Origin of the sequence: Streptomyces sp. NBC_01498 (assembly GCF_036327775.1) — a bacterium.
Classification (GTDB): domain Bacteria; phylum Actinomycetota; class Actinomycetes; order Streptomycetales; family Streptomycetaceae; genus Streptomyces.
This window is the reverse complement of record NZ_CP109598.1, coordinates 695,903-716,632: the sequence shown is the minus strand read 5'-3', so window position 1 is coordinate 716,632 and position 20,730 is coordinate 695,903. Positions and strand designations below refer to the sequence as shown.

16 protein-coding genes, 1 tRNA gene and 1 pseudogene are annotated in these 20,730 nt (G+C 72.4%); 12 read left to right on the top strand and 6 right to left on the bottom strand.

Annotated features, from left to right (window positions below; all coding sequences use genetic code 11):
* Window positions 1-7 precede the first annotated feature (7 nt).
* The gene (locus OG875_RS02690; protein ID WP_330172588.1) at window positions 8-346 is read right to left on the bottom strand and encodes a trypco2 family protein; all 339 of its coding nucleotides are present in this window, start codon (window positions 344-346) and stop codon (window positions 8-10) included.
* On the bottom strand, window positions 343-3,402 hold the full coding sequence (locus tag OG875_RS02685; RefSeq protein WP_330172587.1) for an NACHT domain-containing protein: 3,060 nt from the start codon (window positions 3,400-3,402) through the stop codon (window positions 343-345). Before OG875_RS02685 ends, OG875_RS02690 begins: the two co-directional genes overlap by 4 nt.
* Before the next feature lie 317 nt (window positions 3,403-3,719).
* On the opposite strand from OG875_RS02685, the gene OG875_RS02680 reads away from it, so the two are divergent.
* The gene (locus OG875_RS02680; protein WP_330177577.1) at window positions 3,720-4,499 is read left to right on the top strand and encodes a cobalt-precorrin-6A reductase; all 780 of its coding nucleotides are present in this window, start codon (window positions 3,720-3,722) and stop codon (window positions 4,497-4,499) included.
* Here the strand turns inward: OG875_RS02680 and cobF are convergent.
* Entirely contained in the window at window positions 4,468-5,232 is a 765-nt protein-coding gene (cobF, locus tag OG875_RS02675; RefSeq protein WP_330172586.1) for a precorrin-6A synthase (deacetylating), read from the bottom strand. The genes OG875_RS02680 and cobF overlap by 32 nt on opposite strands.
* Before the next feature lie 123 nt (window positions 5,233-5,355).
* Between cobF and OG875_RS02670 the strand changes: the two genes are divergently transcribed.
* From OG875_RS02670 to OG875_RS02660, 3 genes are all read left to right on the top strand, one after another.
* Window positions 5,356-6,075, top strand: a complete 720-nt coding sequence (locus tag OG875_RS02670) for a (Fe-S)-binding protein (protein ID WP_330172585.1) — start codon at window positions 5,356-5,358, stop codon at window positions 6,073-6,075.
* Window positions 6,072-7,535: a LutB/LldF family L-lactate oxidation iron-sulfur protein gene (locus tag OG875_RS02665; protein ID WP_330172584.1), complete on the top strand. Its 1,464-nt coding sequence runs from the start codon at window positions 6,072-6,074 to the stop codon at window positions 7,533-7,535. Before OG875_RS02670 ends, OG875_RS02665 begins: the two co-directional genes overlap by 4 nt.
* A 272-nt stretch (window positions 7,536-7,807) precedes the next feature.
* Window positions 7,808-8,464 (top strand): LutC/YkgG family protein, encoded by a 657-nt coding sequence (locus OG875_RS02660; protein ID WP_330177576.1) that lies wholly within the window; start codon window positions 7,808-7,810, stop codon window positions 8,462-8,464.
* 11 nt (window positions 8,465-8,475) lie between these two features.
* On the opposite strand, the gene OG875_RS02655 is transcribed toward OG875_RS02660, so the two are convergent.
* Entirely contained in the window at window positions 8,476-8,958 is a 483-nt protein-coding gene (locus tag OG875_RS02655; RefSeq protein ID WP_330172583.1) for a DUF309 domain-containing protein, read from the bottom strand.
* Between the two features lie 110 nt (window positions 8,959-9,068).
* Between OG875_RS02655 and OG875_RS02650 the strand changes: the two genes are divergently transcribed.
* The 6 genes and pseudogenes from OG875_RS02650 (at window position 9,069) to lanL (ending at window position 15,746) form a co-directional block, all read left to right on the top strand.
* A tRNA-Pro gene (locus OG875_RS02650) sits at window positions 9,069-9,142 on the top strand.
* Between the two features lie 198 nt (window positions 9,143-9,340).
* Window positions 9,341-9,868 carry a hypothetical protein gene (locus OG875_RS02645; protein WP_330172582.1) on the top strand — a complete coding sequence of 176 codons (528 nt, stop codon included), beginning with the start codon at window positions 9,341-9,343 and terminating at the stop codon, window positions 9,866-9,868.
* A 190-nt stretch (window positions 9,869-10,058) separates the two neighbouring features.
* Window positions 10,059-10,591 (top strand): annotated as a pseudogene (locus tag OG875_RS02640) (telomere-associated protein Tap); the annotation flags it as partial.
* Window positions 10,592-11,966: 1,375 nt separating this feature from the next.
* On the top strand, window positions 11,967-12,398 hold the full coding sequence (locus OG875_RS02635; protein ID WP_330172581.1) for a hypothetical protein: 432 nt from the start codon (window positions 11,967-11,969) through the stop codon (window positions 12,396-12,398).
* 476 nt (window positions 12,399-12,874) lie between these two features.
* Window positions 12,875-13,036 carry an SflA family class IV lanthipeptide gene (locus OG875_RS02630; protein WP_330172580.1) on the top strand — a complete coding sequence of 54 codons (162 nt, stop codon included), beginning with the start codon at window positions 12,875-12,877 and terminating at the stop codon, window positions 13,034-13,036.
* Window positions 13,037-13,049: 13 nt separating this feature from the next.
* Entirely contained in the window at window positions 13,050-15,746 is a 2,697-nt protein-coding gene (gene lanL / locus OG875_RS02625) for a class IV lanthionine synthetase LanL (RefSeq protein ID WP_330172579.1), read from the top strand.
* A gap of 276 nt (window positions 15,747-16,022) precedes the next feature.
* Here lanL and OG875_RS02620 read toward each other — a convergent pair whose 3' ends face one another.
* Window positions 16,023-16,172, bottom strand: a complete 150-nt coding sequence (locus OG875_RS02620) for a hypothetical protein (protein ID WP_330172578.1) — start codon at window positions 16,170-16,172, stop codon at window positions 16,023-16,025.
* Between the two features lie 326 nt (window positions 16,173-16,498).
* Here OG875_RS02620 and OG875_RS02615 point away from each other — a divergent pair, with 326 nt between their 5' ends.
* Together OG875_RS02615 and OG875_RS02610 are read left to right on the top strand one after the other, a co-directional pair.
* Window positions 16,499-17,335 carry an alpha/beta fold hydrolase gene (locus tag OG875_RS02615; protein ID WP_330172577.1) on the top strand — a complete coding sequence of 279 codons (837 nt, stop codon included), beginning with the start codon at window positions 16,499-16,501 and terminating at the stop codon, window positions 17,333-17,335.
* Between the two features lie 167 nt (window positions 17,336-17,502).
* Window positions 17,503-18,621, top strand: coding sequence for an IS701 family transposase (locus OG875_RS02610; protein WP_330172576.1), 1,119 nt, complete (start codon window positions 17,503-17,505; stop codon window positions 18,619-18,621).
* Here the strand turns inward: OG875_RS02610 and OG875_RS02605 are convergent.
* The gene (locus OG875_RS02605; protein ID WP_330172575.1) at window positions 18,573-20,537 is read right to left on the bottom strand and encodes a helix-turn-helix domain-containing protein; all 1,965 of its coding nucleotides are present in this window, start codon (window positions 20,535-20,537) and stop codon (window positions 18,573-18,575) included. The genes OG875_RS02610 and OG875_RS02605 overlap by 49 nt on opposite strands.
* Window positions 20,538-20,730: the final 193 nt, after the last annotated feature.

Sequence of the window (20,730 nt, the reverse complement as noted above, 5' to 3'; positions counted from 1 at the left end):
CTCCCTGCTAGCTGCCGCCGAACGCGGAGGTGTCGGCGTCGGGGCCGTCGTTGCCGATCTCCCAGTCGCCGCCGGTACGGGCGTTCTTGGGCTTGAGCGTGAACGCGACCTTGTGGGTGTGGGCGGCCCCGCGCCCGGCGTCCACGTCGGCGGAGACCACCCATGCCCTGACGCCGCCCTTGACGCGGGTGTCGTGCCGCAACTCGACGGCGAACTCCATCTGGATCTCCCCGACGTCGAACCGGAGATCCTGGCCGGCGCCGTGTGAGGCGGCTGCCATGAGCTGGTCGCGGACGACCCGCACGGCTTGGGTGAGGTCGATGCGGGGGAGGGGGTCGGGGGTCATGAGGGGTCCTCCTCGGGTGGCGTCACTTGGCGGATGGACAGGAGTTCGGTGCCTTTGAGGTGCAGGGAATCACCGAGGATCAGGGCCGTGATCTCGGGAACCCATGTCAGGGCCGAGAGGTCCACGTCGGCGTGTCCGTGGGACGCCATTTGCAGGTACAGCCGTCGCACGTTGGGGAAGCGCGTCCCGAGCAGCGCGGCATCGACGTCCCTGTCGAAGTGCAGGACGAGCTCAAGCTGAGTGACCGACGGAAGCGTGGGCAAGTGGGCGGGCAGATCCAGCATGTCCGGCCGGGCGTCGTCACCGAGTACGTTGAGCGTGAGTTTGCGGAGATTCGCGGCGGCGTCGAGTCCGGACAGCGCCTGCGCGGGCAGTGTGCCGTGCACGCCGAAGGTTTCCAGGTTCAGTCTCGAAAGACCGGTGTAGTCCTTGACCTCGGGGCACGAGACGAGAAGCAGTTCGGCGAGGGAGGCGGCCGTTTCGCTGAACGCGCTGAGACTCTTGAGCCGGTTGTTGTCGAATACCGTGACCTTGCGGGCTGCGACTGCTCGGATGGCGCCCGCGATGTCCTCAGGACACAGATCTCCGTTGAATGTCACCCAGGGTGCGTTTCGCATCAGGTGCAGAGCCGCGAGTTGCTCCGAGGAGTGCACCGCGACCGCCAGATCAGAGGTGTCCATACGGGCGAGGATGGTCTCGGCAAAAGCCGTCGATTCGAACGAGGCCCAGGAATAGACGAGTTCGACCCGAACACCGTGCGCCGGATGCCGGGCGTACTCACGAAGCACCTGCAACGCGTGATCCCCGCCGATCAACTGCGCCGTCCTCACCACTGCCGCCGCTTCCACGTCTGACAGACCCTCGGGTCCGGGCAGCAGATCCAGCACCAGTGGGCCGGCGTCGGCCAGCCGGTTCGCCTCTTCCTCGTTCTTGGGCGGGATCAACGCGGCGGCCCGTCGCTCAACCTCGGTACGGACCGCCGGATCGAGGCTCGTCGCGTGCTCCAGACTCGCGGCGGCCAGCAAGTGGATTCGCGCCATGATGTTGTGCGAGGTCTCGGAAACGGCGTCCCCCGACGCCAGGAGCTTGGTGAGCAGTGCCGCCCGTTCACTGTCCCGGGCATGGCCGACGGCCATCCGGACGATGTCCTCCCACTGCGCCTCATGGGCATGTGAGGCGATCATGTTGATGTCCTGTGCCTCGACGGCCGCCCGCGCCCCCAGGTAGTCCAGAAACGTCCGGTGGATGAAGTCCACCGTGCGCGCCGTCGGGGCGCGCAGGAGCCCGCTCCGGTGCAGCAGGAACCGGAAGACCTGTGGAGCGTCCTCGGGCGTCGCCACTTGCGGCATCGCCGGCAGAATCCGGGCGATCAGCCCGATCACGTCCTCCTGTTCCGCCTCCGCGATCTCGTTGCGGATCATCCAGTAGGCGATTTCCTGAAGAATCTTCTGCTGTTCTTCCTCGGCGACCGTCAGACCTTCCGGGGCTCCGATCGCCCGTTCGTGGTCGCGCCGTACCAGGAGCATCGTCAGCGCCGCGCCGTACAGCTTCATCCTGCTGTCCGGCAGGAACCCGCGCCGGTCGCGGTGCAGGGCGCAGATCATCGCGCACATGAGGGGGTTGGTGGCGAGCCGGGCCAAGTCCTGCTTGCGGGGCAGGGTGGACAGCAACTGCTGCTCGTACGCGTCGAGTTCACTTCGTTCGGAGTCCCGCCGGGTGATCGAGCGCGCCGCGGTGTGCCAACGGTGCACGAACGCGGTGACGTCCCGCCGGTTCATCGGCAGCAACTGGAACTCGGTGAACTCCTTGCGGTCCAGCCACTTGTCCTCGACCGCCGTCGGCCTGGTGGTCACCACGACGGCCGTGCGCGGATAGGCGGCGAGCAGCTTGACGAGCCACTGCTTCGTTCGCGCCCGGTCGGCTTCCGGCATCTCGTCCACGCCGTCCACGAGAAGGAGACCACGCCCCTCGGTGAGCACCGCCTCCATCCATCCGGCGGGCGGACTCAGCGGATGCCCCGCCGCGCTGAGGAAGTCCCCCGGCGCGGGCAGTGCCGCACCGCGCACCAGCGTGCGCAGCGGCAGGACGACGGGGACCCGTCCACCGAGGTGGGTGAGTTGGTCGGGGAACGAATCCCGTGCCGCGTTCACGGCCAGCCACTGCACGAGAGTGGTCTTGCCGGATCCGGCCGCACCCCGCAGCAGCACACGATGCCGGTCGCGCAGGGCGGACTCGACCCGGCCCCGCTCGGGGGTCGCGCGTTCCCCGCCCTCCCCGTGGACGAGTTCGAGACTGAGATAGGCGGAGTCGAGCGGCCACTGCGCGTGTTCGGACCGGCTGAAGTCCAGGCCGAAGATGCTCAGTTCGCCGAACGTCTCGGTCACATAGTCGCGGTACCGATCCTCGAACGAGGCCGAGTGGTCAAGGGTTTGGCGCAGCGTGGCCAAGTGCAGGGGCTTGCCGAGATAGGCGCCGCAGATGCCGACGAAATCGGGCAGTTCGGGCAGCCTTTCCAGGGGCAGGGCAGTGAGCCGACTGTGCTGCCAGCCCGAGACGTCCTTGGTGACCACGCCGATGAGGTGTCTGCCGGAGAAGAGCGGTGCGCCGGACATCCCGGCCCACGGCGACTCCCCGTCTTCGCGAGGGGCCGGAGGGGTGCCGGCCCCCTCCACGACGTACTCGTCGCGCATCCTGCCCGAACCCGGCTTGATCGTGCCGACGAACTGCTCGGAGTCCAGCTTCTGGCCGTCGTACCTGCCTACTTGGGGAAAGCCGAGGGCGTAGCAGTTCAGCAGCGGAGTGGAACCCTCGACACGGGCGAACAGACTGGTCTGAAACGCCTCCGAGGCGTTGTCCGACACCAGTCTTTCGTCCGCGAGCAGGAGCGCCACGTCGTCCCCGGACCTCCTGCCGGCCCACACGGTCCGGCAGCGGATACGCCCACGCCCGCCCGGCACCACCACCGTCGTCTCCGTGCCCACGTCCAACAGATGCCGTGCGGTGAGGACAACGCGTGACGAGAGCAGATACCCGCTTCCCTGCGTAACCCCGAACACGGCCGCGATGCGTTCCCTGATGGTCCCCGGTCCTCCCGATCAACAACGGCGCCCCGACACGTCGCCGTCCCCCAAGACCCATGCTATGACGGCCGGTTGTCCATACGACTTCATCTGGAGGACGCACGGCGTGGTCCACTTTCCGGTTCGGGCTGACCCCGGTGGTCGAGATCGGCCTCGCTCACCTCCGCCACGAACAGCGGGCCCGCGCGACCTGGCTCCGCCGCGCGCCGGAGCGCAGCCGCGACACCGACGGGGTGGCCGTACGCGCCGGGGCCGTCTCCTCGTACCCGTACCGCCCCCGTAGCCTCGTCCCCATGTCCCGCCCGCGCGTGCTCATCCTCGGCGGCACCGCCGAAGCCCGTCGGCTCGCCGACGTGCTCGCCGCCGAAGCCCCCCATCTGCACGTCACCACCTCCCTCGCCGGGCGCGTCGCCAACCCCGCCACCCCCGCCGGAGAGATCCGCCTCGGCGGCTTCGGCGGGCCCGAGGCCCTCGCCGCGTGGCTCGTCGCGCACCGTGTCGACGTCCTGGTCGACGCCACGCACCCCTTCGCCGCCACCATCAGCGCCCACGCCGCCCGCGCGGCGGCCGTCGCCGGGGTCGAGCTGTTCGCGCTGCGCCGCCCCGGCTGGCCCGCCGACCCGCGCGACCGCCGGCACCCCGCCCGTTCCCTCGCGGACGCCGCCGCCCTGCTCCCCGTCCTCGGCGCGCGGCGCGTCTTCCTCACCGTCGGCCGTCAGGGGCTCGCCGCCTTCGCGGGGTCCGAACTGGACGGGACGCACTTCCTCGTCCGTACGGTCGACCCTCCCGCGCCGCCCCTGCCGCGTGACGTCCGCGTCCTGCTCGACCGCGGCCCGTACACCGTCGAAGGTGAGACCGCGCTCCTGCTCGGACACCGCGTCGACGTCGTCGTCACCAAGGACAGCGGCGGCGCGGCCACCGCCGCGAAACTCACCGCCGCCCGTGAACTCGGCCTGCCCGTCGTCGTGGTGGAGCGGCCCCCGTCGCCCGAGGGTGTGCCGGAGGTGCCCGACGTACGGGGCGCGCTTGCCCGGCTCGGGCTCAGTCCCGCCGCAGCAGATACGTGTCCATGATCCAGCCCTTGCGGGCGCGGGCCGCCGCCCGCAGCTCCACGATGCGGTCCGCGACCTCCGCCAGCCGCCCGGAGACCAGGATCTCGTCCGGCGTACCGACGTACGCGCCCCAGTGGATCACCGGGTTCTCCGCCAGGTAGTGGCGGAACGACTGGTGCCCGTCCAGCATCACCACCACGTCGTCCACCCCCTCCGGCCATGCCTCCGCCAGCCGCCGGCCCGTGGTGATCTGCACCGGGCGCGCCACCCGGTTCAGACCGGTGCGGTGTTTCGCGAGCAGCGCCGAGACACTGCTGATGCCGGGGATCACCTCGTGGTCGAAGGGCACCGTCCCGCGCTCCAGGATCTCGTCCAGGATGCCGAGCGTGGAGTCGTACAGCGCCGGATCGCCCCACACCAGGAACGCCCCCACCTGGTCCTCGCCCAGCTCCTCACCGATCATCCGCTCGTAGATGTCCGCGCGCCGGCTGCGCCAGTCGCCGACGGCCGGGGAGTAGGCGGCCCCCCCGGCGGTCCGGTCACGGTCCGGGTCGCGCGCCTCGACCAGCCGGTACTCCCGGCCCTCCGCGACGTGCTCCGCGAGGATGTCGTGCCGCAGCCGGATCAGGTCGGACTTCTCCGCGCCCTTGTCGAGGAGGAAGAACACGTCCACCCGGTTCAGGGCCTTCACGGCCTGGAGGGTCAGCTGATCCGGGTCGCCCGCGCCGATACCGATCACATAGAGGTGTCTCACCGGCCCGAGTCTGCCTCATGGCCGCGTCCCCCTGGCGACGCCCGCTGCCGCCACAGCCAAGACATCGGATGAATGATTGCGTGGGGCTTACGTTCGCCCCTGACGACGGCTTATGCTCCGCCCATGCGTGTCGCCCTCTTCGTCACCTGCGTCAACGACGCGGTGTATCCGTCCACCGGGATCGCGACCGTGCGGCTCCTCGAACGCCTCGGGGTGGAGGTCGACTTCCCCCAGGCACAGACCTGCTGCGGCCAGCCCCAGTTCAACACCGGCTACCGGCGCGAGACCGAGCCGCTGGTACGCCGGACCACGGCCGCCTTCGAGGGGTACGAGTACGTGGTCACCCCGTCCGGTTCCTGCGCCGCCATGGTCCGCCGGCACTATCCGGAGATCGGCGACGCCTCCGCCGCGTCGCTCGCCACCCGCACCTACGAGCTGACCGAGTTCCTCGTGGACGTGCTCGGGGTGACCGACGTCGGGGCCTACTTCCCGCACACCGTGACCTACCACCCGTCCTGCCACGGGCTGCGGCTCCTCGGCCTCGGCGACCGGCCCCGGCGGCTGCTGGAAGCCGTCGACGGGCTGGAGCTGCGCGAACTGCCCGGCGCCGAGGAGTGCTGCGGCTTCGGCGGCACCTTCGCTCTGAAGAACTCCGATGTTTCGACCGCGATGGGGCAGGACAAGGTCCGTAACGCCGTCTCCACCGGGGCCGACGTCCTGTGCGGCGCCGACAACTCCTGCCTCATGCACATCGGGGGCGTACTGCGCCGCGAGGCCGCACCGCTGCGCGCCCTGCATCTCGCCGACATCCTGGCGAGCACCCGAGAGGAGCCCCTCGCATGAGCGGGACGTTCGTCGGTATGCCGTCCTTCCCGCGCGCGGCCAAGGAGGCGGTCCACAACAAGACGCTGCGCGCCAACCTGCGGCACGCCACCCACACCATCCGCGACAAACGCGCCAAGGCCGTGGCCGAACTCGACGACTGGGACCGGCTGCGCGAGGCCGGAAAGCAGATCAAGGACCATACGCTCCGTCATCTCGACCGCTACCTGGTCGAGTTGGAGTCCAAGGTCACCGAGGCCGGCGGCACCGTGCACTGGGCGGCCGACGCCGCCGAGGCCAACCGGATCGTCGCCGACCTGGTCAAGGCCACCGGCGAGACCGAGGTCGTCAAGGTCAAGTCGATGGCCACCCAGGAGATCGGCCTCAACGAGGCGCTGGAGGCCGAGGGCATCGCGGCGTACGAGACCGACCTCGCCGAACTGATCGTGCAGCTCGGCGACGACCGCCCCTCGCACATCCTGGTCCCCGCGATCCACCGCAACCGCGGCGAGATCCGCGACATCTTCCGCGAGAAGATGGCCGGTTGGGGGCGGGCCGCGCCCGCCGGGCTCTCCGACGTCCCGGCGGAACTCGCGGAGGCGGCCCGGGTCCACCTCCGGGAGAAGTTCCTGCGCGCGAAGGTCGGGATCTCCGGCGCCAACTTCATGGTCGCCGAGACCGGCACGCTCGTCGTCTTCGAGTCCGAGGGCAACGGCCGGATGTGCCTGACACTGCCCGAGACGCTGATCTCCGTCGTGGGCATCGAGAAGGTGGTGCCGAGCTGGCGGGATCTGGAGGTGTTCCTCCAGACGCTGCCGCGCTCGTCGACCGCCGAGCGGATGAACCCGTACACCTCGATGTGGACGGGCACCACCGACGGTGACGGCCCGCGGACCTTCCATCTGGTCCTCCTCGACAACGGCCGCACGGACACGCTCGCCGACGAGGTCGGCCGCCAGGCGCTGCGCTGCATCCGCTGCTCGGCGTGTCTCAACGTCTGCCCGGTGTACGAACGGGCGGGCGGGCACGCGTACGGCTCCGTCTACCCGGGGCCGATCGGCGCGATCCTCAGCCCGCAGCTCCGGGGCACAGGGAGCGAGATCGACGCGTCCCTGCCGTACGCGTCGTCGCTGTGCGGTGCCTGTTACGAGGTGTGCCCGGTCGCGATCGACATTCCCGAGGTGCTGGTCCACCTGCGGGAGCGGGTCGCCGACCAGGGCGGCAAGGGCCACCGGCTGGAGCGGGCCGCGATCAAGGCGGCGGGCTGGGTGCTCGACCGTCCCGGGGTGCTGGGCGCGGGGGAGCGGGTGGCGTCGAAGACCCGCAAGCTGCATCCGTCGAGACTGCCGGGCGCGGGGGCGTGGACACAGAGCCGGGAACTGCCGGAGCTGCCGGCGGAGCCGTTCCGCGACTGGTGGAAGAAGAACCGGCAGCCGCAGGCGGACGGCACATCGTCGCAGACGGACGGGAAGAACCCCTGATGACCACCACGCCCGACCCCGCGTCCGGCCGTGCTCCGGCCTCCGCGCCCGGCCCGGACCGCGCGTCCGACCCGGCGACCGGCCAATCTCAGGTCCCCGCCTCCGTGTCCGACCCCGCGTCGGCGACGGCCTCCGCGTCCGGCCCCGCACCCGGCCCAGACCGCGTGTCCGGTCCCGCCGCCGCGCCCGGCCCCGCTCCCGCGTCGGCGACGGCCGCCGCACCCGGCCCCGCTTCCGCGTCGGCGACGGCCGCCGCACCCGGCCCGGACCGCGTGCCCGGCTCCGGCTCCGGAACGGGCAGCACCCGCGAGCGGGTCCTGGCCCGTATCCGCGCGGCAGTCGCCGACGCGCCCGAGGCCCCGGAAGCCACCCGTGACTACCTCGACACGCACACCCCCGACACCTTGACCGCCGCCGTGGCCGACCTGCTCGCCGAGAACCTCGCCGACTACCGCGCCCTCGTCCACCGCACCGACTCCGCCGGACTGCCGGACCTGCTCATGCGCCTGCTCGCCGAGAACGGCTCCCGTACGGTCCTCGTACCACCGGGCCTGCCCCCGCACTGGCTCGCGTCCGCCGACCCGGTCCGGATCCACGACCGGGAGGCGTCCACCGCACGGGAACTGGACGAGGTGGACAGCGTCGTCACCGGGTGCGCCCTGGCCATCGCCGAGACGGGCACGATCGTCCTCGACGGCGGGCCCGACCAGGGCCGGCGCCGAATCTCACTCGTCCCCGACCACCACATCTGCGTGGTCCGGGTACCCGAACAGGTCGTCGCCTCCGTGCCGCGGGCGATGCCCAGGATCGACCCGACCCGCCCGCTGACCTGGATCTCCGGCCCGTCGGCGACCAGCGACATCGAACTGGACCGGGTCGAGGGCGTGCACGGCCCCCGCACCCTGGAGGTCGTCCTGGTCGAGGACTGACCGCCGGGGTCTCAGGACCGGCCGGACCCCGTCAGGCGCGGTGCCTCGACGGCCGCGTCCACCGAGACGTCCCCCAGCCGCCCCGCCAGCTCCCGGGCCCAGGAGAACAGGCCGGGGACGTCGATCCCGTACGGCGCCCCGTACCCGGAGATCCGCTCGGCGCCCCGCAGCAGCAACCGCGCCCCGCCCGTCGGATTGCCCCGGGCGGCGTGCGTCAGCCCCACCGCGAGCTGCGCCATCCCGCGCCACAGGGCCTCCTCCTCGGCGGGCCCCGACTTCCACGCGTCCTCGAACACCTCGTGCGCGTGGAACGGCATCCCCGCGTCGAGCAGCCGCTGCGCCTCCCGCACCGTCTCACCCGGCGCCCGCACCACCCCCTCGGGAGCCCGCTCGACCCCGGGCGCCCCGTACGGCAGGGGCCGCCCCAGCCCGTCCCTCGGCCGCGCGTTCCGCGCCCGCCCTTCCGTGTCCCGGTCCCGCCGCTTCTCCGCCATCCCCCGATTGTCCCCGCCCCACCCACCCCACGGGCGGCCTTCGGCCGGTCCGGGGTGGGGTAAAGTTCTCCACTGTGACCGCCGGAGGGATCCTTGGCCGGCGGAACCACCGGGACGTGGCGCAGCTTGGTAGCGCACTTGACTGGGGGTCAAGGGGTCGCAGGTTCAAATCCTGTCGTCCCGACTGGAGACAGTCGCAGTTCAGGGCCGGTTTCGGGGCAACCCGAAACCGGCCCTTGGTCATTGGGGGAAGAGTCAGCCCCGTAAGCCAGGCGCCTGCGGGGTGCACGCGGTGTTGACCGGAGGGAGAGCGGTTGCACATCCTTGGGCACGCACTGCCGCTGGTTGCCGAAGTCGTGCCGGCCCCGGGAGGGGATGACCCATGCGCAAGTCACCGACGATGGCTCTTGCAGGCGCCCTGCTCGCTCTCGGCTGGTCGCTCGTGGGGACCGGGAGCGCCGGGGCCGCCGGGAGGGGGCAGCCGGGCGCGGACACGGCGCAGGCCGCGGCCAATCGCGTGGTCTGCTACCAGGCGCACGTCGCGGGCATCGGCTGGGAGAACGCGTACTCCTGCAACGGAGCGACGGCGGGAACCACGGGCGAGGGCAGGGCCGTGGAGGCGCTGCGGTTCGTCACGATCGGCATGTCCGGTCTGTGCGCGCGTGCGCACGTCTCCACGATCGGCTGGCAGTCCTGGATCTGCGCCGGGGACAGCGCGACCCTGGAGATCGGCACCGCCGGCCGGTCCCTCACGATCGAGGCCGTCGAGTTCCAGACCCAGAGCGGAAGCGTGGCGGCCAACGCACACCTGAGCGGCTACGGCTGGCAGGGCTGGGTGGCGGGCGGCCGCGTCACGGTCGGCACGACGGGTGAGAACCGGTCGATCGAGGCACTCATGGTCACCCCCTGAACCGGGGCAGCCCCAGTTTGCGGGATGGATTCCCTCCTCATGGCCATCCGCACATCCCCGGCGCGCACAGCCCGTCGGCGCGCCCGCGGCACGGTCCGCACCCGTACCGTGCCCGGAAGCCCGAGTCCCTGCACCCGGGGGACCGGAAGCCCGGACGTGTGCAAGCCGACCCCCGTGACCGGCCCCCAACGCCGCAGGCGCCAACGGGCCGAACATCGGCCTCGGCGAGCCGACGCACGTCGTGGCCCCCGCGTTCGACCCGAAGCCGCCCGGTCCCTGGCTGGTCGACCTGTCCCACATCGACCTGTCGAAGGCGAAGGCCCGCAAGGAGCTGGTGGAGCTGGACGGCGGCCTGCTGCCTCCCCGTTCACGCCGGAGGGCGACCGCCCCCGAGGGCCCGGCCTGGTACCCGACGCCCACCGTCGCCTACGCCCAGGAGCTCGGCTACGACCTCGCGCCGAACGAGGCGTGGGTCCGGTACGACAACGGCCGCGACCTGGACGGCTGGTACCGGCGGCCGTGTGACGCCTGCCTCGCCACGACGGCCGACCTCGGTGTCGACGCCGACCTGTCGCTGGAAGACGTCCTCGCCGCGATGGACGGCTGCAAAGAGCGGGACCCGGAGCTGACGATCGTCATCACAGCCATCAAGACGACGGTCAAGGGAAGCCTTAGCAGGGTGCGCGAGCGGCCTAGGGTGAGGGCCAGCGGCCCGGCTCGCCGCCGAGCCCGAAGCCGCCGGGGCGCTCGCCGTTCTCCCCGCCGTGCCCGCCCCGAGAACCACTGATCCTGGCTCCAACGGCTGCGATCCGTGTCACGCTGACGGAGCGTGAGCGTGGCACAAGTGTGACGCTGCCCGCGAAGGCTGTCATACCGCCTTCAGATTCTGCCCGTTGTGTCCGTCGATGCGCTGCGAGAGCACGGCGACCGTGCCGGCTGCTGTTCCTGTGACCCGAGCACTCCGAGGGCCTTCTGGACTGGCCCGGCACCGCGGCCGACGCTGAGGGTCCGCCGGGGCTGTCCTGTGAGGTCGTGCCGGACTACCGACCCACGGCGCGGAGGGCGGGACGCTGAACAGCCTCACATTGATGCTCGGCTTGGCTGCCGAGAACGCGGCGGCCGGCAATCTCGATCAGGCGTGCGTGCCGCTCGGTTGGGGAGGGGCCCTCTCCCAGAATCTGCAACCGAGGGCCTGGGCCGGATGCCCGAGACCCGAGTGGTCGGTCCGGGCCGATCCCGGCCCGCCCACGCGGGCCGGGCCAGGGGAGCCCGAGAGCGCCTAGCAGCGCATCGAGGCCGTGGCGGAGGTGACGCTCATGTACGACTCGTGCACCCAGCCCTGCTGCGAAGTCCCCACTCGCTGTACGTGCCACCACTGTGAACTCCCGTTCACGAAAGTGCCGGTGGCCCAGCAGTGGTGGTCGACGGGGACGTTCGACCACTGCCCGTACGCAGTGCAATTCGTGTGAGGGCCGGTGCGGTAGTTGACGTTGGTTCCCGAGACCGTCCCCGTGAACCAACTCTTGTCGCTCCAGGATTGAGGACAACTCAGGGATGCCGCAGCGGCCGACGTGCCGGTCGCGGCAGTCAGTCCACCGGCAATCAAAGCAGCGGCCGCCAGGACTCTGACAGTGCGTGAACGGATGGTCATGCTTTCCCCACATTCACTCTTGGTCATCTGGTCAAGACATCGCAAAGCATCTTGGTAGATCGGTCGCTTCTCAACCCTGAAACAGCACAACCTTTTGCCACCCGGCCGCACCGTGCAACAACATCCTGAACAGGTCCTGGACGATGCGCCGCGCCGAAGTGCTCCGGCCCTCCTTGAAGGGGCCCGCCCCGGCCGCCGCACGTGACTGACCGGATCTCCTCCGTGGGCGATGCCGTCGTCGCCATCGGGTTCCGGACTCAACTCGCATCTGCTGCCCTCGACTGGCCAAGTGGGCTGGCTTTCCCACGACTTCCCCTCAAACGACCTTGCCGACCTAAGGAGAATCTGCGCATACTCGTTCACGATCATGACACATTCATAACCTCGCACACACCTGGGGACATCTTGCCGTCACGCATGGCCAAGACAGCGATAGCAGCGCTCGCGATGGGTACCGTGCTCAGCCTGGCCAGTCCGGCGAGCGCCGCCGTCGTCCAGAGCGAATGCACCACCACCCAGAAGGTGGTCGGAACCCCCGGGGACGACCTCTACCTGGACGTCCGCGTCTGTGTGCAGAAGGACTCGACCGGCGTGTACCGAGCGGAAGCCACGTTCGACTGGGAGCACGGCGGGTACGCCGTCGACTTCGAGAAGCTGCAGCTCCACCTCCGGCTGGAGAAGTACGACGTCGTCCAGAAGGGAGCTGTCTGCGACTTCAAGGACGAGGTGAACAACATCAACAGCGGCATCAGGCCCTGTCAGGTGCCTTGGTCATCGGCATCGTCGCCCCTCACGGCCGACGCCACGATGGTTTACAACCACAACAACGATGGACAGGGCGACTACAGCACGGACTTCACCGGCAGCCCTTCCATCTGACATCGGCGTCACGGAGCCGCGCGCCCGGGGCGCAGCGACCGCCCCTGAGTACCCGGCCACGCCTGGCCGGCGGTCCGGCGGCGTGGTGGTCCGCCGGCCTTGTCGGCGGGCCACCGGAGACTCGGTGCCGCGGGAGCCGGACTGGGAATGATCGGCGGATCAGGGCCTGATTCGGAGCGATCCGAATCGGGCCCTTGGTCGTTTTGGGCACTGGGCGGGGAGCAAGGACCGAAGGCCCAGGTCCCCCGACCCGGGGACGCCGGTGGCGGCTCCTGACGGAGGTGTCCCCGGGGCCGCACCACAAGTTCCTTTCCGGGCAAGGGCGTTGACGGCGGGCCCGGGGCCGGGGGCCGCCGGTTGTCGCGGGTGTTCTCCATCTTGCGCGCGCGGTCGCCCGTGCTGAAACTGTCAGGAGCATGACGGCCCGTGGCGCCGCGAGCCGTCCCCTCCGCCTCTTCGCACAGACAAGGACCGTCATGAGCCCACTGGCACTTCAGATCCGTGACGCCGGCCCCCTCGACGTGGCCGTGGAGGAAGAAGAGATCCCGTTCGAGGAACTGAGCGACCCCGCCCGCGGTATCGAGGCGTGTCTGCCTGAGCCCTGGCCGACGGCGACGACGCGCGTCGCCTGCGACTAGCAGAGGACGGCGGATGACGGCCGGGACGGCTCCGGCCGAAGCCGACGGGTCCGGCGCGCGCGAGGTCGTGGCGCACCGGCCCGCCGGTTCCGGAGCGGGCCTCACGGAACGGCTCACGCCACTGCTCGCCGGCTGCGGGAGGCGGCTGGTCACCGACGGCCGGTGGCTCTGCCTGTTCGCGGCCCGCCCCCTCGCGGACGGCGTCCCGGACCACGGCTGGAAGCTCCACGTCTCCGCCCGCGCGGACGATCTGGCACCGCTCGTGGAGCTGATCGTGCCCGTGCTGCTCCGGTACACCTGCGACGCCAAGTTCGCCCGCGACGCGGCGGTACTGGGCGCGATGAACAGCGGCGTGCCCGATCCCGCGCTCGTCGGCAAGGCCGTCACCGTCTATCCGCGCCCCGAGGACGTGACGGCACTCGGCGGTGAACTCGCCGACCTGCTGGCCGGCCGCCCCGGCCCCCGGGTGCTCAGCGACCGGCGTGTCCGGCCCGACGCGCCCGTCTACTACCGCTACGGCCCGTTCCGGTCCACCGGCCCCGACGATGCCGCCCTGACCATGACCGGCCCCGGCGGCGACCGCTTCCCCGGGCGCGCCGGCACCCGCTACCGCCAACCGCCCTGGGCCGCCGACCCGTTCCGGCCGGACGACCGGCCCCCGGGCCGCCCCGCCCGCCTGATCGGCGCCCGTTACCGGCTCACCGCGGGGATCGCCCGCTCCCCGCACGGCGACATCTACCGCGCCGTCGACACCGGGACCGGCGAGCGGGTGATCGTCAAACAGGCCAGGGCCCACGCCGGGGAGGACACCGACGGTGTCGACGCGCGCGGGCGGCTGCGCCACGAGCACGCGGTCCTGGCGGCGCTGTCCGGCGTCGACGGCGTACCCCGCCTCCGCGACCACGTCCGGCACGGCGACGACGAGTACCTCGTCACCACCGACAGCGGCCCCCGCGACCTGCGCCGCGACGTACTCGGCCACGGGCCCTACCGGCCGGACACCACCCGCACGCCCGCGATCTCCGGACCCGACGGCGGGAACACGGCCGGGCGCGGATACGCCGCCCTCGCACACCGTCTGCTCACCCTGCTCGACGGCGTGCACGCCCGGGGCGTCGTGATGGTCGACCTCAAACCGTCCAACGTGGTGCTCGGCGCGGACGGTACCGCGCACCTGGTGGACTTCGGCGTCAGCGCACTGCGCGGCGACCGGCCGACGGGCGGTACGCCGGGCTACTCGATGCCCGCCCACCGGGCCGGCGGGCCGCCCGGACCGGCCGACGACCTGTACGCGCTCGGCGCGACCCTGCACTTCGCGCTGACCGGCATGGACCCGGTGGTCGTCGACCCCGACGACGCCGTCAACCGCGAGCGCACCCTCGCCTGCCTGGCCGCCGCGCTCCCGGACGCCGCCCACCGGCCGGCCCGCGAACTCGTCGCCGGGCTCATGGATCCCGACCCCGCACGGCGTACCGCCTGCGCGGACCGGTGGCGCCGAAAGGGCCCGGCGGAAGCCCCGGTCGCGGCCGGACGCGGTTTCCCGTCCCCGCCCGCCCTCACCCGAGGTCTGCTGGACGACCTGATCGCGCACACCGTCGCCGGCTGCGTGCGCGCCGCCGCCGGGCTTCCCGCCGGACCGGGCTCCCGGCACGACACGCCGGGCTCCGGACTCACGCTCTACGACGGGGCGGCCGGCGTCGGCCTGGAACTGCTGCACCACACGGAACACCCCGGCGTACCAGGGGCCGTTGCCGATCTCGCCCACCGGACCGCGCACCACCCCGCGCTGCCCGCCCTGACCGCCGCGCTCCACGTGGGCCGTACCGGTGTCGACCTCTTCCTCACCGCCGCGGCGCCGAATGGTGAACCGGTGTACGCCGCCCCTCGGAGCCCGCGCCCGGACCCGCGCCCGTACGACGACACCGGCGACCAGATCGGCGGCGCGGCGGGCGCCGGGACCGGACTGCTGACGCTCGCCCGGCGCGCGCACGCGGCGGGCCGGGACGAGGAGTTCCACGCCCGGCTGGCGGCGGCGGGGGAGTGCGCCCGTACGCTGCTGGCCGCGCGGGGCACGGGGGAGGACCCGCGACCGCAGCACTCTGCGGCCTCGTCCGAGGCGGCGTTCACGTTCGGCTTCGCCCACGGCAGCGCGGGCGTCATCCACTTCCTGCACGCCTACCACCGCTTCACCGGCGATCCGGCCGCCGGCGCCGCCGCCCGCCGGGACCTGGCCCGGCTGATGTCGCACACCCCGAGATTGCTGGAGCTGGCCGCCCGCCCCGAGGCACACCGGCGCTACGGGTCCTGGTGCCGAGGACTCGCCGGGATCGGGACCCTCCTGATCGGGACGGGCGGGTACGAGGGGAACACGGACGCGACGGACCTGGGCGTACGGTGCGCGCGGGCGTGCCGCGCACTCGCGCCCCGGATGAGCCCGGTCTCCCAGTGCTGCGGACTGTCCGGCGTCGGTGAGGTGCTCCTCGACGCCGCGGCCGTCACCGGCGACGACCGGCTCCACCGCGCCGCCGAGGACGTGGCGGGACTGATCCTGGCACGGAGCGGGGGCACCCCGAGGCGGCCCCTGTTCCCCGACAACACCCTCGCCGCGTCCGGACCGGGGTGGGCGAACGGCAGCGCCGGTGTCCTCTCCTTCCTGCGCCGTCTGCGCGACGGCGGCGGCCCGCGCCTGTGGACGGAACCCTCTCCCTGACGCCACCACGCCGAAACGGCGGGGCTCGGAGTGGACGCGCTCACCGGGCCGACGCGGGTGAACGGCATGCACGGCCAAGCGCGTCGTTCGCCACCTCGGGCGTGCTCACCGGGCCCGCGGGCACCGCCGGGACACGGCCCTGCCCGGCCGGTGCGTCATCGGCGTCGTCAGGGGCCGCCAAGGCCGCGTACGGAGGTCCCTTCACGCACATCGACGAACTGCGGCGCGGTGAGACCTTCACGGCCGGCGCCGGCCCGGCGGCGCGCTCCCGGGCGGTCAGCGGCGGCGGCTGTGCGTCGCGCGCTCACCGGTGGTCCGGCCGCAGGTCCCGCTGACGGACGAGCCGTGCTCGGCGCTCGACCCGACATCCACCCGGCAGGTGGAGGAGACGATCGCCGAACTGTCCGGCGGGATCACCGTCGTCACCGTCGCTCACAACCCGCGGCACGCCGCCCGCGTCTCCGACTGTTGTGCCTTTCTCCTCGCCGAGCAGGGCACCCCGGCCGCATCGTCGAACACGGCCTCACCGACGCGATGTTCTCCCGGCCGGCCGGCTCCCGGACCGCCGACCACGTGAACGGCCGCTTCGGCCGGGCCCGTACGGCCGCGGACCGGGCCGGCCCCCGACGACGCGGCGGGCACGCCGACCCGAAGGAGCCCCCACCAGGTGAAAGACTGCCCACGACGCACCGGTGGAAAGGCCCTGACCCGGCACCCGGGGCACGGCGACGACGGCACGGAGGAACTGAGCCTTGCACGACTGGGAGTTACACGAGGTTTTCGACAGCGGTTCGGGGACCGTCCGGTGGGACCGGCTGGGGCCGCGGGGCGGTGAGCCCGTCGTACTGCTGCACGGCACTCCGTTCTCGTCGTACGTGTGGCGGGAGATCGCCCGCGCGCTCGCCGACCGGGGCCACGAGGTCTACGTCTGGGACATGCCCGGCTACGGCGCGTCCGAGAAGACCGACGGCCAGGAGGTCTCCCTCGCCTCGCAGGGCGAGGTCTTCGCCGCGTTGACGGACCACTGGCGGCTGTCCGATCCGTCCGTCGTCGCCCACGACTTCGGCGGCTGTGTCGCCCTGCGGGCCCATCTGCTGCACGGCGTCCCCTACCGGCGGCTGGCACTCGTCGACCCGGTGGCCCTCGCGCCCTGGGGCTCGCCGTTCTTCCGGCTGGTGGCGGAGTACCCGCATGTCCTGGCACGGCTGCCGCTCGCACTGCACCGCGCGCTCGTCCACGAGTACATCGGCTCGGCGAGCCATCGCGGACTGCGCCCGGAGCAGGCCGAAGCCCTGGCCGCGCCGTGGAGCGACGAGACCGGGCAGGCGGCCTTCTACCGGCAGATCGCCCAGGCCGACCAGCGCCACACCGACGAGATCCAGAAGCTCTACCCGGACATCGGCATCCCCGTCACCGTGTGCTGGGGCGAGGAGGACTCCTGGCTCCCCGTCGCCCAGGCCCACGAACTCGTGTCACTGATTCCCGGCGCGCGGCTGCGCCTCGTGCCCGGTGCCGGGCACCTCGTGCCGCTGGACGCGCCCGGGGACCTGCTCGCCGCCCTCGTGGACTTCCTCGACGGGGACACATGAGGCACCGGCAGGGCGGCCGGTGGCCCCGCCACCGCCGCCCGGCCCGTGCCGGGCACCGGACCGGCCCCGAATCGGCGGGGCCGGTGAGCGGGCCACCACGCCCGCACGGCGGGAGTGTGTTCCTCGCACCTCGCCCCCGGGGCCGGACGCCAGAAGCCTGGTATGTCATGGAAGACATCGCCACCCGGCTCTGTGCCGCCCTGTTCAGCGAATTCCGCCGGTACGACCAGCGCATCCGCGCGCGTCAGTACGTGGACGGGCTGCTGAGAGCGAACGGACGCAAGTCCATCGCGAACATCGCGTCCGCCGTCGGTGCCCCCCACGACGCCCAGCGGCTGCGGCACTTCGTCACCGGCTCGCGGTGGGAGTGCACGCCGCTGCGCCGCACCCTCACCCGTTCGCTGGAAACCACGGGCGGTCCCTCCGCCTGGGTGCTGAAGCCGGTGTCGATACCCAAGACGGGCGAGCACAGCGTCGGAGTGGGACGGCATTTCTCGCCCGACGCCCGCCAGTTGGTCAACGGCCAGCAGGCGTACGGCATGTGGTTCGCGTCCGCGCGGCTGACGGCGCCGGTGAGCTGGCGGCTGCGGCTGACCGGGCGGTGGAACGACGACGGCGCGGCGGACACCGGCCCGCGCGACAGTGTCGCCGGGCTCCTCGGCGACATCCGCGACTGGGGCGACCCGCGACGGCCCGCGCTGCTCGATCTGAGCGGGATTCCCGAGCAGCGGTCCCTCGCGGCCGGGCACCTGGGGGCCCGCTTCCCCCTCGCGGTACGCGTCGGCGGGCACCTGGAGGTCACCGCCGGACGTCCGGCGCCGGGCGGTCACGGCCGTCGGCCCGCCCCGCTGCGCCGGATTCTCGAAGCGTCGCCGAGACTGCGGGACACCCGGCCGGCCACCGGTCCCGGCAGACCGGCCACCGCCTTCGCGACCGCCCTGGTACGGCTCGCGGACGAAGGGCCGGACCGGGGACCGCTCACCGCCCTCGGGGTGTGGCACGATCCGCTGCGCCCGCCGGCGGAGGTGTGGCTGTCCAACGCCCGTACGGTGTCCCCGCCCGCCCTCCTGGGCCTCACCCGGCTCTCCGAGCAGGTCGGCCGGGGCTGGCGCACCCTCGGCGGGTCGGTCGGGCTGCGGGACTTCGAGGGCCGGTCGCTCCAGGGATGGCACCGGCACATGACCCTCGCCTCGTGCGCGTACGCGATCTCCGCGCTGACGTCGACGGGCGCCGCCGGTCAGTCACCGTACGGCGGGGGCGCCGAGGTGTGCGAGCTGTCGGCCTGAGCGGGGGAGTCCGCCGCCCGGTCGCCCGGCCGCTGCTGACGCAGGACGTCCTGCGTCCGGTGCAGCCGCAGGGCCAGTTGCACCTCCAGGGCCTTCTCCGGCTTCGACCAGTCCGCGCCGAGGAGATCGGTCACCCGCTCCAGCCGCCGGGAGACCGTGTTGGGGTGCACGTGCAGCAGCTCCGCCGCCTTGGTGGGGCTGGCGCCGGAGACGAAGAACGCGTCGAGCGTTCTTGTCAGATCGGTCAGCCGTTCCGCGTCGTAGTCGAGCACGGGCCCGACCGTCGACTCGACGAAGGCCGCCACGTCACGGTCGTCCGAGAGCAGGACACCGAGAAACCCCAGATCCTCCGCCGCCGCGCCCGTGCCCGTACTGCCGAGCGCGACGAGCGCCTCCAGACAGCGCATGGCCTCCTGATGCGCCCCCCGGATCTGGCCCAGCCCCAGGACCGGCCCGCCCGCGCCCACGGTCGCCGGATGCCCCAGCAGCCCGGTCAGCTGCTCGCACACCGCGCGGGCGAAGACCCCCGCTCCGCCGCCGGCGCCCGGCGCGGGCGCGGACGACACCGGCAGCAGCAGGGAGACACAGCCGCGCCGGATGCTCCGGAGCCCTCCCATCCGGCGCGCGTACGACGCGGCCCAGCTCGCCGTCCGCCCGGTGGCGCCGCCGCCGGGCCGCACGACCACCACGACGAACGGCTGCTCATGGTCGATGCCCAGCCTGTTCGCCCGCAGTTCGAGCTGTTTGAGCGGCCGTCGCTCCACCGCCAGCAGGTCGTCGAACAGTTCGTCCCGGAAGGGGCTCGCCGCCGTCGCCTCGCTGCGCTGCACCTGGAGCAGCACGGCCACGGCCTGCGCCGCCAGAGCCATACGGCGTCCACCGGGATCGTCCAGGGGTTCCCGGGGGTGCAGCAGCAGCACCGCGAGCGCTTCGCCGCCCGCCATGACCGGCGCGGCCCACACCGCCGATCCGGCGCGGTGCGCGACCGGCGTGCCCGGCCCCGAGGTGCTCCGGACGGCCGCCCGGATGTCGCTCTCGTCGATCTCGGGGAACCGCCCGACGGACGCCAGCCCGCGGTGCTCCATGTCCCGTACCAGCACGGCCCCGTCCAGGGCCTCGGCCACCTCGGCCGTCAGCGTCTGCAAGCTGCCGCCCCCGAGCGCGAGGTCGATCAGTCTGCTGTGCAGCTCCGCGAGCCGGCGGACATCGGCCAGGCCGACGACCTCGGCGCGGACGCGTTCCAGGGCGCGGGCCTTCTCGATGGTCGCGGCGGCCAGGCCCCCGAGCGAACTCATCAGGGAGACGTCCCCGACGCTGAAGTGGCGCACGTTCCGGTCGGCCGCGTACAGCACCCCGAAGGTCTCGCCGCCGACCGCCAGCGGTGCGGCGATGATGGCCCGGATCCCCTCCGCGCGCACCACGTGGTCGAGGACGCCCGTGTGCCGGAAGCTGGTGTCCGACAGGTAGTCGGGGGTCCAGATGGGGACGCCCCGTTCGGTCGCCGCGTCGCCGAGTCCCGAGTGGTGCGGCACCCGGTAGCCGACGGTGAGCGCGGAGGCATGGCCTTCGGCGGTCCGTACGACGCTGGCGTCCGCCTCCGCGTCACGAAAGCTGATGTACGAGATGTCCACGCCGAACAGGCTCCGGGTGCGCCGGGTGATGGTCTCCAGGAGCGCGTCGAGCCGGTGGGGGAGTATCAGGTCGCGCGCGGTGTCCACCAGCGCGGACAGCTCCGCCTCCCGCCGCTGACGGCGGGCCAGCAGCGCGTGCACCCGCAGCGCCAGGCTCCCGGCCTGCTCCAGTCGTCGTACGGCCTCGCCGTCCGGGCGCGGATGCCCGCTGCCGAAGCGCCGCGCGACACCCTCGACCTGGGCCGGCGGGGCCTCACTCGCGAGGAGTTCGAGAATCGAGAGCATCGCCGCCGCCTCGTCCGGCCACTCTCCCCCGGGTCTCGGCTCCTCGTCTAAATGCACCTGCGTGCCACCCCACTTGGTCCGGGTCGGTTTCCTGGGCCGATGGTGCGCCGTCCGCTTCGGATGAGGCTGCCCCTCACTTCCCTCGGCAATCCCCGTACGGGGCGGGACACCCTGTGGTCGAGCCACCACCGAG